Source organism: Cellulomonas sp. ACRRI (assembly GCF_022346185.1).
Taxonomy (GTDB): Bacteria; Actinomycetota; Actinomycetes; order Actinomycetales; family Cellulomonadaceae; genus Cellulomonas.
The window spans coordinates 1-14,720 of record NZ_JAKRMS010000111.1 but is presented as its reverse complement, the minus strand read 5'-3'; the positions used below and the strand labels follow the sequence as shown (position 1 = coordinate 14,720).

Annotated in this window: 16 protein-coding genes and 1 pseudogene; 8 read left to right on the top strand and 9 right to left on the bottom strand. The window is 76.2% G+C overall.

Annotation, left to right across the window (positions count from 1 at the left end; all coding sequences use genetic code 11):
• The first annotated feature begins 114 nt into the window (after positions 1-114).
• Positions 115-879: a PspA/IM30 family protein gene (locus tag MHY85_RS16540; RefSeq protein WP_239198241.1), complete on the top strand. Its 765-nt coding sequence runs from the start codon at positions 115-117 to the stop codon at positions 877-879.
• 67 nt (positions 880-946) lie between these two features.
• On the opposite strand, the gene MHY85_RS16535 is transcribed toward MHY85_RS16540, so the two are convergent.
• On the bottom strand, positions 947-1,717 hold the full coding sequence (locus tag MHY85_RS16535) for a type 1 glutamine amidotransferase (protein ID WP_239198238.1): 771 nt from the start codon (positions 1,715-1,717) through the stop codon (positions 947-949).
• A 79-nt stretch (positions 1,718-1,796) separates the two neighbouring features.
• Here MHY85_RS16535 and MHY85_RS16530 point away from each other — a divergent pair, with 79 nt between their 5' ends.
• From MHY85_RS16530 to MHY85_RS16515, 4 genes and pseudogenes are all read left to right on the top strand, one after another.
• Positions 1,797-2,528: a response regulator transcription factor gene (locus MHY85_RS16530; RefSeq protein ID WP_239198235.1), complete on the top strand. Its 732-nt coding sequence runs from the start codon at positions 1,797-1,799 to the stop codon at positions 2,526-2,528.
• Positions 2,525-4,180 (top strand): HAMP domain-containing sensor histidine kinase, encoded by a 1,656-nt coding sequence (locus MHY85_RS16525; RefSeq protein WP_239198232.1) that lies wholly within the window; start codon positions 2,525-2,527, stop codon positions 4,178-4,180. The genes MHY85_RS16530 and MHY85_RS16525 overlap by 4 nt, the downstream gene beginning before the upstream one ends.
• An 85-nt stretch (positions 4,181-4,265) precedes the next feature.
• Positions 4,266-5,078, top strand: a complete 813-nt coding sequence (locus MHY85_RS16520) for a hypothetical protein (protein WP_239198229.1) — start codon at positions 4,266-4,268, stop codon at positions 5,076-5,078.
• Positions 5,075-5,335: pseudogene (locus MHY85_RS16515) on the top strand (DUF4031 domain-containing protein); the annotation flags it as partial. The gene MHY85_RS16520 and the pseudogene MHY85_RS16515, both read left to right, overlap by 4 nt.
• A gap of 214 nt (positions 5,336-5,549) precedes the next feature.
• Here the strand turns inward: MHY85_RS16515 and groL are convergent.
• Positions 5,550-7,175: a chaperonin GroEL gene (gene groL / locus MHY85_RS16510; protein WP_239198226.1), complete on the bottom strand. Its 1,626-nt coding sequence runs from the start codon at positions 7,173-7,175 to the stop codon at positions 5,550-5,552.
• Between the two features lie 251 nt (positions 7,176-7,426).
• Here groL and MHY85_RS16505 point away from each other — a divergent pair, with 251 nt between their 5' ends.
• Positions 7,427-8,716 carry a glycoside hydrolase family 15 gene (locus MHY85_RS16505; protein ID WP_239198223.1) on the top strand — a complete coding sequence of 430 codons (1,290 nt, stop codon included), beginning with the start codon at positions 7,427-7,429 and terminating at the stop codon, positions 8,714-8,716.
• Positions 8,717-8,776: 60 nt separating this feature from the next.
• Here MHY85_RS16505 and MHY85_RS16500 read toward each other — a convergent pair whose 3' ends face one another.
• The 3 genes from MHY85_RS16500 to MHY85_RS16490 form a co-directional block, all read right to left on the bottom strand.
• Positions 8,777-8,980, bottom strand: coding sequence for a cold-shock protein (locus MHY85_RS16500; RefSeq protein WP_158375214.1), 204 nt, complete (start codon positions 8,978-8,980; stop codon positions 8,777-8,779).
• Between the two features lie 119 nt (positions 8,981-9,099).
• On the bottom strand, positions 9,100-9,726 hold the full coding sequence (locus MHY85_RS16495) for a LytR C-terminal domain-containing protein (protein WP_239198220.1): 627 nt from the start codon (positions 9,724-9,726) through the stop codon (positions 9,100-9,102).
• A 72-nt stretch (positions 9,727-9,798) separates the two neighbouring features.
• Positions 9,799-10,122, bottom strand: a complete 324-nt coding sequence (locus MHY85_RS16490; protein ID WP_239198217.1) for a DUF3263 domain-containing protein — start codon at positions 10,120-10,122, stop codon at positions 9,799-9,801.
• A gap of 149 nt (positions 10,123-10,271) precedes the next feature.
• Between MHY85_RS16490 and MHY85_RS16485 the strand changes: the two genes are divergently transcribed.
• Together MHY85_RS16485 and MHY85_RS16480 are read left to right on the top strand one after the other, a co-directional pair.
• Positions 10,272-10,949 (top strand): uracil-DNA glycosylase, encoded by a 678-nt coding sequence (locus MHY85_RS16485; protein WP_239198214.1) that lies wholly within the window; start codon positions 10,272-10,274, stop codon positions 10,947-10,949.
• Between the two features lie 55 nt (positions 10,950-11,004).
• On the top strand, positions 11,005-11,856 hold the full coding sequence (locus tag MHY85_RS16480; RefSeq protein WP_239198211.1) for an SGNH/GDSL hydrolase family protein: 852 nt from the start codon (positions 11,005-11,007) through the stop codon (positions 11,854-11,856).
• A 4-nt stretch (positions 11,857-11,860) separates the two neighbouring features.
• Here MHY85_RS16480 and MHY85_RS16475 read toward each other — a convergent pair whose 3' ends face one another.
• The 4 genes from MHY85_RS16475 to MHY85_RS16460 form a co-directional block, all read right to left on the bottom strand.
• Complete coding sequence (locus tag MHY85_RS16475; RefSeq protein WP_239198208.1) at positions 11,861-12,298, bottom strand: hypothetical protein; 438 nt, start codon at positions 12,296-12,298, stop codon at positions 11,861-11,863.
• Positions 12,299-12,490: 192 nt separating this feature from the next.
• Positions 12,491-13,579 (bottom strand): hypothetical protein, encoded by a 1,089-nt coding sequence (locus MHY85_RS16470; protein WP_239198205.1) that lies wholly within the window; start codon positions 13,577-13,579, stop codon positions 12,491-12,493.
• Positions 13,576-14,190, bottom strand: coding sequence for a signal peptidase I (locus MHY85_RS16465; protein WP_239198202.1), 615 nt, complete (start codon positions 14,188-14,190; stop codon positions 13,576-13,578). Before MHY85_RS16465 ends, MHY85_RS16470 begins: the two co-directional genes overlap by 4 nt.
• A gap of 78 nt (positions 14,191-14,268) precedes the next feature.
• The coding region (locus tag MHY85_RS16460; RefSeq protein WP_239198200.1) for a hypothetical protein at positions 14,269-14,720 on the bottom strand (452 nt) is incomplete at its 5' end.

The window sequence follows — 14,720 nt, the reverse complement described above, 5'->3', positions numbered from 1 at the left end:
GGCGGCGGTCGCGGCGGCGGCATCGGCGGCGGGGGCGGATTCGGCGGCGGCGGTCGCGGGGGCGGGTTCTAGGACATGTTCGGCAGACGCAAGACACGAGAGAGGCACGAGGCGATGACCGAGAAGCAGAGCATCTTCGGGCGGATCACCCAGCTCGCGCGGGCGAACATCAACGCGCTGATCGACCAGGCCGAGGACCCGCAGAAGATGCTGGACCAGCTCGTCCGGGACTACACCAACTCCATCGCCGAGGCCGAGAAGGCGATCGCGCAGACCATCGGCAACCTGCGCCTCGCCGAGCAGGACTACAACGAGGACGTCGCCGCGGCCCGCGAGTGGGGCGCCAAGGCCCTCGCCGCGTCGTCGCGCGCCGACCAGTACCGCCAGGCCGGCGACGCCGCGAACGCCGACAAGTTCGACAACCTGGCCAAGGTCGCGCTCGGCAAGCAGATCACCGCCGAGGGCGAGGTCCGCGACGCCGAGCCGCTGATCCGCTCGCAGCGCGAGACGGTCGACAAGCTCAAGTCCGGCCTGGCGCAGATGAAGGACAAGCTCGGCCAGCTCAAGCAGCGCCGCGACACCCTCGTGGCCCGGCAGAAGTCGGCGCAGGCGCAGCAGACCGTGCAGACCGCGATCTCGTCGATCAACGTGCTCGACCCGACCAGCGAGCTCGCCCGGTTCGAGGAGAAGGTGCGCCGCGAGGAGGCCCTCGCGATGGGCCAGGCGGAGATCGCCGCGTCCTCGCTGGACTCGCAGTTCGCCGAGCTCGAGGCGGACGGCGCGCAGATCGAGATCGAGGCCCGGCTCGCCGCGCTCAAGGGCGGCGGCCAGCCGCAGCAGCTGGGCGGCACGCAGGTGACGCCCCAGATCGAGGCCTGAGCGGCCCGACGCGCGACGGCCCGGCACCCCGCAGGGGGTGCCGGGCCGTTCGTCGTCCCGGTGCGGCTCAGACGGGGGTGCGCTCCGCCGCGCGCACGGCCACCAGGCCGGCGAACGTCGCCGCGAGCCGGGCGCCGTCGGCCCGGACCTGCTCGTCCACACCGCGCACGGCCGCGGCGATGGCGGCGCGCTCCTCCGCGGGGTCGCCCGCGTCGACGGACCAGGCGTCCATCAGCTCCGGCGACGCCTCGGGGTGGAACTGCAGGCCCCACGCCGCGTCCCCGACGCGGAACGCCTGGTACGGGTAGGTGCGCGAGGCGGCCAGCCAGGTCGCGTGGCGCGGCAGGTCCACCACCGCGTCCGCGTGCATGGTCGGCATCGGCGTGCTGCGGGTCGCGGTGCGCTCGGCGTCCGCCGCCAGCGCGCCGACCAGCGGGTCGGCCACCGCCTCGGGGCGCCAGCGCACGTCCACCACGCCGGCCTCGCGCCCGGGAGGGGCCGCGACGTCGACCCGGCCGCCGGTCGCGACGGCCAGCAGCTGCGCGCCCAGGCAGATGCCCAGGGTCGGCACGCCGGCGCGGACGGCCTCGGCCAGCAGGGCGCGCGTCTCGGGGACGCCCGGCTCGTGCTCGTCGTGGGCGGACATGTTCCCGCCGAGGACGACGAGGCCGTCTAGGCGGTCCGCGGGTCCGGGCTGCTCGCCCGCGTACGCGCGGACGACGCGGACGTCCACCCCGTCGAGGTGGTCGGCGAACCGGTCCAGGGGCACCGCGGCGTCGAGCTGGACGACGGTCACGACGGGCGTCAGGGAACCGGTGGGAGAATCGGCTGCGCTCACGGGGCGGTACCGTACCGCGAACCCGGCACGACCAGTTCGCTCCCAGGAATCCTCCAGGGTGGAGGCGCACACTGGACGCGTGACCGCAGCAGACCGCACCCCCGAGGCGACGCTCCTCGTCGTGGACGACGAGCCCAACATCCGCGAGCTCCTCGCCACCTCGCTGCGCTTCGCCGGCTTCGAGGTGCACGCGGCCGCCGACGGCGGCGCCGCGCTCCGGCTGGCCAAGCAGGTGCAGCCCGACCTGCTGGTGCTCGACGTCATGCTTCCCGACATGGACGGGTTCACCGTCACCCGCCGGCTGCGCGACAAGGGCCAGCACGTGCCGGTGCTGTTCCTCACCGCGCGCGACGACACCGCCGACAAGATCACCGGCCTCACCGTGGGCGGCGACGACTACGTCACCAAGCCGTTCAGCCTCGAGGAGGTCGTCGCGCGGATCCGGGCGATCCTGCGCCGCACCCAGGCCGAGGTCGCGTCCACCAGCGTGCTGTCCTACGAGGACCTCGAGCTCGACGAGGACAGCCACGAGGTCCGCCGGGCCGGGCAGGTCGTCGACCTGTCCCCCACCGAGTTCAAGCTGCTGCGCTACCTGCTGCTCAACCCCGGCCGCGTGCTGTCCAAGGCGCAGATCCTCGACCACGTGTGGCAGTACGACTGGGGCGGCGACGCGAACATCGTGGAGTCGTACATCTCGTACCTGCGGCGCAAGGTCGACCAGGTGGAGCGGGAGGACGGCACCAAGGTCGACCCCCTGATCCAGACCAAGCGCGGAGTCGGGTACATGCTGCGCAGGCCGAGCGGGTCGTGACGACGACGTCGGCGGAGCACGAGGCGCCGGAGGGCCGGGCGGACGCGGGACCGGACCGCACCGCCGGGCCGGTCGACGCCGTGACGCGGCGGGTCCGGGACACCTGGGCCCGCACCCCGCTGCTCGCGCGGCTGGTGGGCATCACGACCGTGCTGCTCGCGCTCGGGCTCTCGTTCGCCGGCGCGATCACGACCACGTCGCTGTCCGGGTTCCTGGTGGGGCAGGTCGACGACCGCATGCGGGTCCAGGCCCTGGCGTTCCGGGAGAGCGTCGTCAAGGCCTACGAGCAGTACGGCACCGTCGACGGGCTCACCTACCCCACCTGGGGCGAGCGCGACTACGCGCTGGCCGTGTGGATGCTCGGCGGCAGCTCGACCTTCCCCCCCGACGACTCGACGGTCGAGCGGTCGGGGACGCCGCACCTGCCGCGGGTCGACCTCGACCGGATCCAGGGCACGACGTACTCGACGGTGACCAGCACGGTCCGCGGCGCGACCTGGCGGGTCGTCGTCACCCCGATCGCCCCCAACGGCACCGCCGTCGGGTACGTGGCCTACGCGGAGCCCCTGTCCGACGTGCAGGACACGGTCCGGCAGGCGGCGTTCCTGCTGTGGACCTCCGCCGTCGCGATCCTGGTCATCGGCGCCGTCGTCGCGACCTGGGCGGTGCGCCGCTCGCTGCGCGGGCTGCGCGAGATCGAGGGCACCGCCGCGCAGATCGCCGCCGGCGACCTGTCCCAGCGCGTCCCGCCGGCGCCCGAGACGACCGAGGTCGGCCGGCTCGGCGCCGCGCTCAACTCGATGCTCACCCAGATCGAGGCGGCCTTCGACGCGCGCACCCGGTCCGAGGAGCGGATGCGCCGGTTCGTGGCGGACGCCTCGCACGAGCTGCGCACCCCCCTGGCCGCGATCCGCGGGTACGGCGAGCTGTACCGGATGGGTGCGCTGACCGAGAAGGACCAGGTCGACGACACCATGCGGCGCATCGAGCAGTCGGCGACCCGGATGGGCGGGCTCGTCGAGGACCTGCTGGCGCTAGCCCGGCTGGACGCCGACCGGCCCGGCCGCGCCGAGCCCGTCGACCTGGCCGTTCTCGCCACCGACGCCGCGCACGACCTGCGTGCCCTCGACCCGACGCGGCAGGTGCGGGTGGGCCCGCTCGCCGGCTCCACCGGGGCGGGCGGCGCGGGCGCACCGGGCGGCACGGTCGTGCGGGGCGACGAGGCCCGGCTCCGGCAGGTGGTGGCCAACCTGGTCGGCAACGTCGCCCGGCACACCCCCGCGGGCACGCCCGCCGAGCTCGGCGTGGGCCGGGTCGGGGACCGGGTGGTGCTGGAGGTCCGCGACCACGGCCCCGGCATCGCCCCGGAGCACGCGGCGCGGGTGTTCGAGCGGTTCTACCGGGTCGACGCGAGCCGCACCCGGGACGGCACCGGCGGCGGCGCGGGCCTGGGCATGGCGATCGTGGCCGCGATCGTCGAGGCGCACCACGGCGACGTCGCGATCACCCAGACGCCGGGCGGCGGCGCCACGATCCGGGTCGCGCTCCCGGCCGCGGGCGCCGGCGAGGACGGGCCGGACGGCGACGGCACGGGCCGCGCGGCGGGCGAGGAGGCCGGTCCCGGGCCCGCCGAGGGTCACCCGGTCCGGTGACGGCGCTCCCGTGGCGGAACCCCGTCCGGATGGGTCTACGATGGCGCGTCCGAGCAGGGTCGTCTGTCGCAGTGAGGCTGTTCCCATGGGCGTCTACGACGCGCCACAGTGGCTGTTGTCCGCGTTCGTCCGCAGCGCGAGGGGGGCGGGAGCGACCGCACCCGAGGACAGGCTCCGGGAGGTCGGGTCCGACCTCGTGGAGCGGTGGACCGGCCCCGGACGGACCTACCACAACCTCCGGCACCTGACCGACGTGCTCGCGCGGGTGGACGAGCTCGCCGAGGAGACCCACGAGCCGGACCTGGTCCGGCTGGCCGCCTGGTACCACGGTGCCGTGTTCGACGCCGCGCAGGTCGCCGCGTACGCCAACCGCGGCGGCGAGGACGAGGCCGCCTCGGCCCGGCTCGCCCGCGAGCAGCTCACCGACCTCGGCGTCCCGGCCGAGCGCGTCGACCGCGTGCACCAGATGGTCATCGCCCTGGTGCGGCACGCCGCCGACCCGAGCGACTTCGACTGCGCCGTGCTCTGCGACGCCGACCTCGCGATGCTGGCCGCCGAGCCGCAGCGCTACAAGGCGTACCTGCACGACGTGCGCGAGGAGTACGCCGACATCCCGGTGCAGGACTACCTGCGCGCCCGCGAGCGGATCGTGCGCAAGCTGCTGAAGCGGCCGAGCCTGTTCGTGAGCCCGCTCGGCGCCGCCTGGGAGGAGCCCGCGCGGCAGAACCTCGGCGCGGAGCTGCACAAGATCGAGAAGGTGCTCGCGGAGCTCGACGCCGCGGGTGGCTCCGCGGGCGAGGCCACCCCGCCGACCGAGCCGTCCGACCCCGCCGACGCGCCCGGGAGCCCCCGGTCGGCGCACCCCGCCGAGCGGCACCCCGTCCGGCCCGGGGCGTGACGGTCCTCGTCGACCCGCCGCTCTGGCCCCGGCACGGCCGGTACTGGTCGCACCTCGTGAGCGACGCCTCGCTGGCGGAGCTGCACGCGTTCGCGGAGCGCGCCGGCCTCCCCCGGCGCGCGTTCGACCTGGACCACTACGACGTCCCCGACGACATGCACGCGGAGCTCGTCGCCCTCGGCGCCGAGCCGGTGCCGGCGGGCGAGCTGATCCGCCGCCTGCGCGCGAGCGGCCTGCGCGTCCCGGCGCACGCCCGCCCGCGCCGACTCTCCACCTCGCGCGTGCACGTCCGCCGACTCGCCACTTCGCGCCTGTGCGCGACCGCTCGCGCACAGGCCGCTCGTGCAGGTTCGGCGAGATGGCAACTCTCGGCTGTGCGGGTGCGGGACGCAGGACGGGCCGGCCACCCCCGCAGGGGTGACCGGCCCGTCAGGCGCGGTGCGGGCGCTCAGCGCCCGCGTGCGGCGGGACTCAGAAGTCCATGCCGCCCATGCCGCCGGCGTCCGGAGCGGCCGGGGCCGACTTCTCCGGCTTGTCGGCGACGACCGCCTCGGTGGTGAGGAACAGCGCCGCGATGGACGCCGCGTTCTGCAGCGCGGAGCGCGTGACCTTGACCGGGTCGTTGACGCCCGCGGCCAGCAGGTCCTCGTACACGCCGGTCGCGGCGTTCAGGCCCTGGCCGGCGGGGAGGTTGCGCACCTTCTCCGCCACGACGCCGCCCTCGAGGCCCGCGTTCACGGCGATCTGCTTGAGCGGGGCGTCGATCGCGACCTTCACGATGTTCGCGCCCGTCGCCTCGTCACCGGTGAGCTCGAGCTTCTCGAACGCCACGGCACCGGCCTGGATGAGGGCGACGCCACCACCGGCGACGATGCCCTCCTCGACGGCCGCCTTCGCGTTGCGCACGGCGTCCTCGATGCGGTGCTTGCGCTCCTTGAGCTCGACCTCGGTCGCCGCGCCGGCCTTGATGACGGCCACGCCGCCGGCCAGCTTGGCGAGGCGCTCCTGGAGCTTCTCGCGGTCGTAGTCCGAGTCCGAGTTGTCGATCTCGGCGCGGATCTGGTTCACGCGGCCGGCGATCTGCGCGGCGTCGCCGGAACCCTCGACGATGGTGGTCTCGTCCTTGGTGACGACGATCTTGCGCGCCTGGCCGAGGACCTCGAGGCCCACGGTGTCGAGCTTCAGACCGACGGTCTCGGAGACGACCTGGCCCCCGGTGAGGATCGCCATGTCCTGCAGCATCGCCTTGCGGCGGTCGCCGAAGCCCGGGGCCTTGACGGCGACGGACTTGAAGGTGCCGCGGATCTTGTTGACGACGAGCGTGGCCAGGGCCTCGCCCTCGACGTCCTCGGCGACGATGAACAGCGGCTTGCCGGACTGGATGACCTTCTCCAGCAGCGGCAGCAGGTCCTTGACGTTCGAGATCTTCGACTCGACGAGCAGCACGTAGGCGTCCTCGAGGACGGCCTCCTGGCGCTCCGGGTCGGTCACGAAGTACGCCGACAGGAAGCCCTTGTCGAAGCGCATGCCCTCCGTGAGCTCGAGCTCCAGGCCGAGGGCGTTGGACTCCTCGACCGTGATGACGCCCTCCTTGCCCACCTTGTCGAGGGCCTCGGCGATGAGCTCGCCGATGGCGGTGTCGCCGGCGGAGATGGACGCGGTGGCGGCGATCTCCTCCTTGGTCTCGATCTCCTTCGCCTGCTCCAGCAGGGCGGCGGTGACGGCCTCGACGGCCTGCTCGATGCCGCGCTTGAGCGCGATCGGGTTGGCGCCGGCCGCGACGTTGCGCAGGCCCTCGCGCACGAGCGCCTGGGCGAGCACGGTGGCGGTGGTGGTGCCGTCGCCCGCGACGTCGTCCGTCTTCTTGGCGACCTCCTTGACGAGCTCGGCGCCGATCTTCTCGTACGGGTCCTCGAGCTCGATCTCCTTGGCGATGGAGACACCGTCGTTGGTGATCGTGGGGGCGCCCCACTTCTTGTCCAGGACGACGTTGCGGCCCTTGGGGCCGAGGGTGACCTTGACGGTGTCGGCGAGGGTGTTGAGACCCCGCTCGATGCCGCGACGGGCCTCCTCGTTGAAGGCAATGATCTTGGCCATGGGGCTATCGATCCTTCACTCTGGCTCGTGGTTCGGCCGGTCGGTGCCCGCGACGGACGGCCGCGCCGGCCCGTCGGTCATGTCCCGTCGGGCGGCGGACCTCACCGGGTCGGCCTGGGTTGTCATTCTGTCACTCTCGACCCGAGAGTGCTAAGCACATGGTTAGCACTCGACCCCACCGAGTGCAAGGCGCTCCGCCCTCGGCGGACGCGCCGCCGGCCCGCGCCGACCGGCCGGATAGCCTGCCGGGCATGCACCGCCGCCCCGCCGTCGCCGCCGTCGTGCTGGCCGCGCTCGCCGCGGGGCTGATCGCCTGGGGCGCGACCGGCCCGCGGACCCGCACCATCGACCTGTACAGCGAGGGGGTCGTCGCGACGCCGTCCGGCCCGCGGCTGGTCCCCGCGGGCGAGGTCCCGGCGCTGCACGAGGGCACCCGCGTGGCGGTCGACCCGGCGACGACCGCGGACGACGACCTGGCGGCCGAGCAGCGCGCGTGGCTCGCGGCGGGCACGGTGCCGGGCGCCGACGGGCCGCACGCGGACATGGTGACCGACGCCCTGCTCGACCTGCGCACCCTGGTGCAGGACGACGGCGCGGCCGTCGCGGCGTGGACGCCGTACTGGCGGTACGTGTGGCCGCGGGACGCCTCGTTCGTCGCGGTCGCCCTCGCGCGGACCGGGCACCTGGCCGACGCGCGCGAGGTGCTGGGCTTCCTGACCCGCGTGCAGGCGCCGGACGGGTCGTTCGAGGCCCGGTACCTGCCGGACGGCTCGGGCGGCGTCCCGGACGACCGGGCGCCGCAGACCGACGGCACCGGGTGGTCGCTCTGGGCGGCGGGGCAGGTGGTCGCGGCGGCGCCGGCCGAGGAGCGTGCGGCCGTGGCCGCGGAGCTCGCGCCCCTCGTGCGCCGCGGGGCCGCGCACGCCGTGGCGCTGGTCGCCGGGGACGGGCTGCCGCCGGCCTCGCCGGACTACTGGGAGGTCCCGGAGGACGCGCTCACCCTGGGCACCGTCGCGCCGCTGCTGGCGGGCCTGGCGGCCGCGGGCCCGGTGCTCGAGCTGCTGGGCGACACCGCGGCGGCCGCGGACGCCCGGGACGCCGCCGCCGGCACCCGTGCGGCGGTCGAGCGCGCGTTCGGCGACGACACCGCCTACGGCCGCTACGCGGACGGCAGCCTGGCCGACGCGGCGAGCGCGTTCGTGCTGCCCCCGTTCCAGCCGGAGGCGCTGGCCGGAGCCGAGGAGGCCTGGCGGGCGTCGGCGGCCGCGATGGCACGCCCCGCGGGCGGGCTGGCCCCGGGCGCCGGCTGGCGGCAGGACGGCATCTCGTGGACGCCCCAGACGTCGCTGTACGCGCTCACCGCGGCGGTGAACGGCGACGACGCGCAGGCGCGGGCGCGGCTCGACTGGCTGGACACGCACCGCACCGCGATGGGCGCCCTGCCGGAGAAGGTGCTCGCGGACGGCTCGCCCGCGGCGGTCGCCCCGCTCGCGTGGACCGCGGCGTGCGTGGTCCTGGCGGCGGCGGCGCTGGACGGCTGACCTCGCGGGCCGGGGGCGGCCTGCCCCGGCCCGCGAGCACGTCTCAGCGCGGGGACCGGCTCAGAGCGGGCGCACCTGCTCGGCCTGCGGGCCCTTGGTGCCCTGCCCGACCTCGAACTCCACCGACTGCCCCTCCTCGAGGCTGCGGTACCCGTTGGACTGGATGGCGCTGAAGTGGACGAACAGGTCCTGACCGCCGTCGGCCGGGGTGATGAACCCGTAGCCCTTCTCGGCGTTGAACCACTTGACGGTTCCCTGCGGCATGCGGTGCTCCTGACAACGGGGTGATCGGTGCGCCGCAGGGGCCGTGGTCCCCCCGGTCCTGGAGAGCGGACACCGCGACGCGGCCGAGACTAGCCCCGCCCTCCGACCTGCGGAAGGGGTCAGCCCGCGAAGTCCGCCAGCAGGAGGACGACGACGCCCTCGGGCGCGGTGCCCGCCGACTCCACGACGTTCGCGATCCCGAGGGTGTCCGCGACCTGCTGCGCGGTCGGGGCCAGGTCGGCGCTCGCGTAGAAGACGGTCGACTGCTGCAGGCCGCCCGCGTTGCCGTTGCCGGCCTCGACCGACGTGAACCCGGCGTCCTCGAGGTCGCTCGCGGCGCCGCCGGCGAGGCCCGACCGGCCGGAGGCGTTGAGCACGCGCACCGCGGTGGTGAGGTCGGCCGTGGGAGCCGGCTCCTCGACGACGGGCGGCTCCTCGGTCGCGGGCGGCTGCTCGGCGGCCGGGTCCTCCGTCGCGGGGTCCTCGGTCCCCTCCGCGGGGGCGGACGTCTCCGGCGCGGCCGCGGCGGGCTCGGTCGAGTCGCCGAACCCCGGAAGGCGGCCGTCCCAGGACGACGCCCACACGACCAGGCCGACCGTGACGGCGGGGACCAGCACGACCACGGCGACGAACGGCCACCAGCGGCTCCACCAGCTGCGGGGTGCGCGGTGCACGCCGATCGGCGCGTCGGGCGCCGGCTCGGCGTCGAACTCGTCCTCCGGGTACCGGTCGCTCGCCTTGGTCACGGCGGACAGGCTAACGGCTCGGCCTGTCCACCCCGGCACGCACGGCGCGCCGCACGGGGGTGGCGGCGGCGGTCAGCCGTCGGCGCCGAGCCGGCGGGCGCTGCGCGCCCGCTGCCGGGTGGACCGCATGCGGCGCAGCCGCTTGACCAGCATCGGGTCGTGGGCGAGCGCCGCCGGCGAGTCGATGAGCGCGTTCAGCACCTGGTAGTACCGGGTCGCGGACATGTCGAACAGCTCGCGGACCGCCTGCTCCTTGGCGCCGGCGTACTTCCACCACTGCCGCTCGAAGGCGAGCACCTCGCGGTCGCGCTCGGACAGGTCGCCGTCCGCGTCGCCCGCGCCGCCCTCGACCGCCACCAGGGCGGGCCGGTCGGCCGTCTCCGACGTCGCGTCCATCCGTCCCTGCTCCTCCCGGTGCTGCCGCGGCCCGGCGTCCACGACCGGCCCGGCGTCATCGTACGGCGGGAATCACACGCGTGTCATTCCTCCGGGGTGCCGCACGGCGGCCGGGAGGGGGCGCGCCGGGTCCGCTAGCCTCGGGCCCCGTGACCCCCGCACCGCTGTCCGAGCTGGTCGCGCCCGACTGGGCGGAGGCGCTCGCCCCCGTGGAGCCGCTGGTGCACGCCGCCGGGGAGTTCCTGCGCGCGGAGGTCGCCGCGGGCCGCGACTACCTGCCCGCCGGCCCCGACGTGCTGCGCGCGTTCACCCGGCCGCTGGCGGACGTGCGCGTGCTCGTCGTCGGCCAGGACCCCTACCCCACCCCGGGGCACCCGATGGGGCTGTCCTTCTCGGTCCAGCCCGACGTCCGCCCGGTCCCGCGGTCGCTGGCGAACATCTTCACCGAGCTGCAGGCCGACCTCGGCGTGCCGCAGCCGACCACGGGCGACCTGTCGCCGTGGGCGGACCGCGGCGTCATGCTGCTGAACCGGGTGCTCACGGTCCGGCCCGGCGAGCCCGCGTCGCACCGCGGCCGCGGCTGGGAGGCCGTCACGGAGCGCGCGATCGCCGCGCTGGTCGAGCGGGGCGGCCCGCTGGTGGCCGTGCTGTGGGGGCGGGACGCGCAGTCGCTGGCGCCGGCGCTCGGCGACGTCCCCGTGGTCGCGAGCCCGCACCCGAGCCCGCTGTCCGCGAGCCGCGGGTTCTTCGGCTCGCGGCCGTTCTCGCGGGTGAACGCGCTGCTCGTCGAGCAGGGCGCGGAGCCGGTGGACTGGTCGCTCCCGTAGGGCTCCGCCGGGGCCGGCCTGGAACCGGGGCCCGCGCCGGGGGCACACTGCGGGGGTGACGACGCACGAGGGGGCCGGGGCGACGGCCCCGACGCAGGGAAGCACGCCGCTCGACCCGACGACCGCACCGCCCTGGCGCCGGTACGTCGCGGTCGGCGACTCGTTCACCGAGGGCTTGTGGGACGCCCCGCACGGCGAGGACGGGCCGGTGCGCGGCTGGGCCGACGTGCTCGCGGGGCTGCTGTCCGAGCGCCGCCGGGCGGCGGGCGCGGAGCCGCTGCGGTACGCGAACCTCGCGGTGCGCGGCCGGCTCCTGCGGCCGATCGTGGCCCACCAGGTCCCGGAGGCGCTCGCCATGCAGCCCGACCTGGTCAGCCTGGTCGGCGGCGGCAACGACATCCTGCGCCCGACCGCCGACCCCGACCGGCTCGCGCACGGCCTGGAGCAGGCCGTCGCGCGGATCCGGGCCACCGGCGCGGACGTGCTGCTCGCGACGGGGTTCGACGCCTCGGGCTCCCCGATCGTGTCCACGACCCGCCCGCGGGTCGGCGTCTACAACGCGCACATCTGGTCGATCGCCCGGCGGCACGGCGCGCACGTGCTCGACCTGTGGGGCATGCGGCACCTGCACGACATCCGGATGTGGGCGCCCGACCGCATCCACCTGACCTCCGAGGCGCACGCGCGGGTCGCGCAGGGGGCGCTGGTCGCGCTCGGGCTCGCGCCGGACGACCCCGACTGGGACTCCCCCCTCGCGCCGGCGCCCCGGCCGTCGCGCGCGGTGCAGGCGCGCCAGGACGCCCGGTGGCTGCGGCTGTACGCCTACCCCTGGGCGACCCGGCGGCTGCGGGGCACGTCCTCGGGCGACGCCCGGCAGGCCAAGCTGCCGACGCTGACGGAGGTCTGAGGCGTCAGCCGGCGGCGAGGGGGTCGCCGGCCGGCGCCGCTTCGCCGTCCGTCACCAGCGCGAGCGACACCCCGCCCAGCTGCTCCACCGGGACCGGGTCGCCCGCGACCCGGACGGTCGTGGTGGGGGCGGTCACCGGCGCGCGCGACTCGGCGAGCGCCGCGTCGTCCGTGCCGTGCAGGGTGACGGCGACCTCCCGGCCCGCGCAGTCGTCCGGCACGTCCGACAGCGAGGTGGCGGTGACGCCGTAGCCGCCGAGGCCGGGGACGTAGTCGACGTCGTAGTCCACCGAGATCCGGCTCACCACGCAGGCACCCGCGGGCGCGTCGTCGCCGCCCTCCCAGGTCAGGGCCCGCGCCATCGAGACGGCGAGGCCGGCGCACCCCAGCCACGCCAGCGTCACCCCCGCCGCGCGGCGGGCCCGGACGTGCTCGTGCGCCATCGGCGCCCCCTCCGTGGACGTGCCCGGTCGATCCGTCGACCTGGCGCCCCCATCGTCGGCCGGGCCCCGCCGTTGAGCATCCGGTGCGCTGCTCCACCCGGACGGGCGACCCGGCTCACCCGCCCGCGCCGCGGGAGACGTGTCCGATGCACGCCCGCGGGCGACGCCGGGGGGCGCGCCGGCGCGAGGGGGTCAGCCGCGGACGCAGAGGTCGAACGTGCGGGGCGCGTCGTCGCGGACGCCCCAGGTGTCCCAGGCGGTGGGGGTCACCCGGTACGTGGTGCCGCCCTGCGCGGCGAGGGCGTAGTTGCCCTGGGCCGTCAGCGTCGTGAGGTCGGCCCGCATCCCGCGCGCCGTGAACCAGGCGAGCAGCGGGGCCACGTCCACGTCCGCGCGCCACCCGGCGGAGAACTGCGGCGTCCCGGCGACCCGGACCGTGGTGCTCTGGCAGGCCCAGGCGCCGCTGCCGGTGACCGCGCCCGCCGTCTGCGTGTAGGTGAGCGCCGGGTCGTACGCGGGGGCGGGCAGGCCGTAGTGGCAGACCGTCACCGTGGCCGACGCGGTCGCGAAGGACTCCTGCCCGGGTCGCGCCCCGACCGAGACCACCCCGTCCACCGGCCGCGGGTCCAGGACCCCCGCCCACCACGGGCTCACCGAGAACCCGGATCCGGAGGTCAGGCCGTTGAACGGGCGCTGCGCCAGGTGCAGGTCGACGCGCCAGGACGTCCCCGTGGCGCCGGAGACGTCCACCGTGACGCACGCCTGGGTGCCCGACGACGCGAGCTGGGACCAGGCGAGGGTGCCGAACGTGGTCCCGGTGCCGGGCGTCACGGGACCGGCGGCCGCGCCGGCGGGCGCGGTCCACGTCACCGGCAGCGACCAGGTGCCGACCGTGAGGGCGACCCCGGCCACGCGGTCGGCGGCGTAGGACGGGACCGTGACGGCGGTGCTGCCGGAGGCGGCGAGGGTGGCGGAGGTGTCGGAGGCGGCCAGGGCGGTGCCGTCCGCGGCGAACAGGCGCAGCGTCGCCACCTGCCCGCGGCACCCGGCCGGGACGCCCGACAGCACCACCTGGGTCGCGGTGCCGGACGCGGTCGCGGTGCCCGACGCGGCGCCGAGCGCCGTCGCGGCGCACGGGGCGGCGCTGCCGGTGGTGACCGAGGGGCCGCGCACGAGGAGGCGGGCGGCGCTCGCCGGGGACAGCGCGAGGGCGGCCAGCACGGCGACGACCGCGACGAGGACGACGGCGGGGGCGGCCGCGCGCCGGGCGCCGGGGGTCACGGGGCGACCGTCGCGGTCGCGTCGGCACCGTCCGGGGCGAGCTCCCCCGCCGGTCCCCCGGGCTCGGGGCGCGCCGGGGGCGCCGGGGGCGCCGGCCAGAGCAGCACCCCCGCGGCGACGACGAGCAGCGAGGCCCACGCCCACGGGTCCAGCAGGATCGACGCCACCCGGCCGAGCCCCGGCACGTGCAGCCGCGCGATCCCGAGCACGTCCTCGGCGTGCGGGCGCCAGGGGTCGAGGAAGTCGTTGTTGTCGCCCTGGATCACCCAGCCGTCGCCCGCGTCCCCGCCGACGACGCGGTGGATGATCCGCCCGCGGTCGAGGCCGGGCGGCGTGTAGACCACGACGTCGCCGGCCCGGGGGGTGCCGCAGCGCGAGACCACGAGGTCGCCCGTGCGGTAGGTGGGCTCCATCGAGCGGCCGGACACGATGGTCAGCGTCGTGCAGCCGCCGAGGGTGCTCGGCCAGCCGAACCAGACGAGCACCCCGACGAGCGCGGCCGTGACCGCCCAGCCGAGGGCGCTGCGCAGCCGCTCGCGGCGGGTCTGCGGGGCGCGCGGCCCCCTCCGGCCGCGGCGCGGGCTCCCCCCGGCGCGCGGGCGTCCGGGCACGCCGGGGCGCCGGCGCGGGGCAGCGGTGCTGCCCGCGCCGGCCGGCTCGACGGCCCGGGCGCGCACGGTGCGGTCGGGTCAGCCCGCGATGACGACGGCGACGCCCTTGACGTCGGCCGCCTTCACGGCGCCGGTGACCGCGAGGCTGACGCTGCCGCCGCCCTGGGGGACGGTGCCGGTGAGGTGGCTGACCGACGCGCCGGTGGAGCCGTCGGTCGGGTCGGTGTTGAGCAGGTCGAGGGAGATCGTCTGGCCCTGGCAGCCGGCGGCGACGTCGTTGAGCGTCACCTGGCTGACCGTGTAGCCCTTGACGGACGTGGTGAACGCGTTGGTGAACGCGACGGCGACGCCGTTCGAGTCGCACGAGGCGACGACGGTGGTGCCCGCGCCGAGCGCGCCGGCGGTCAGGTTGAGCTGGGCGGCGGACGCGAGGCCCAGGCCCGCGATGCCGAGCCCGGCGACGGTCAGGGCGACGACCTTGCGGCGGACCGAGCGGCGCGGGGCGGTCGGTGCGGCCGGGGCGGCGGCGG

What these genes read in the sequence shown, in the direction of transcription:
- MHY85_RS16540 (WP_239198241.1), top strand. Translation starts at nt 115, where the DNA reads ATGACCGAGAAGCAGAGCATCTTCGGGCGGATCACCCAGCTCGCGCGG.
- MHY85_RS16520 (WP_239198229.1), top strand. Translation starts at nt 4,266, where the DNA reads ATGGGCGTCTACGACGCGCCACAGTGGCTGTTGTCCGCGTTCGTCCGC.
- groL (WP_239198226.1), bottom strand. Translation starts at nt 7,175, where the DNA reads ATGGCCAAGATCATTGCCTTCAACGAGGAGGCCCGTCGCGGCATCGAG.
- MHY85_RS16505 (WP_239198223.1), top strand. Translation starts at nt 7,427, where the DNA reads ATGCACCGCCGCCCCGCCGTCGCCGCCGTCGTGCTGGCCGCGCTCGCC.
- MHY85_RS16500 (WP_158375214.1), bottom strand. Translation starts at nt 8,980, where the DNA reads ATGCCGCAGGGAACCGTCAAGTGGTTCAACGCCGAGAAGGGCTACGGG.
- MHY85_RS16490 (WP_239198217.1), bottom strand. Translation starts at nt 10,122, where the DNA reads ATGGACGCGACGTCGGAGACGGCCGACCGGCCCGCCCTGGTGGCGGTC.
- MHY85_RS16475 (WP_239198208.1), bottom strand. Translation starts at nt 12,298, where the DNA reads ATGGCGCACGAGCACGTCCGGGCCCGCCGCGCGGCGGGGGTGACGCTG.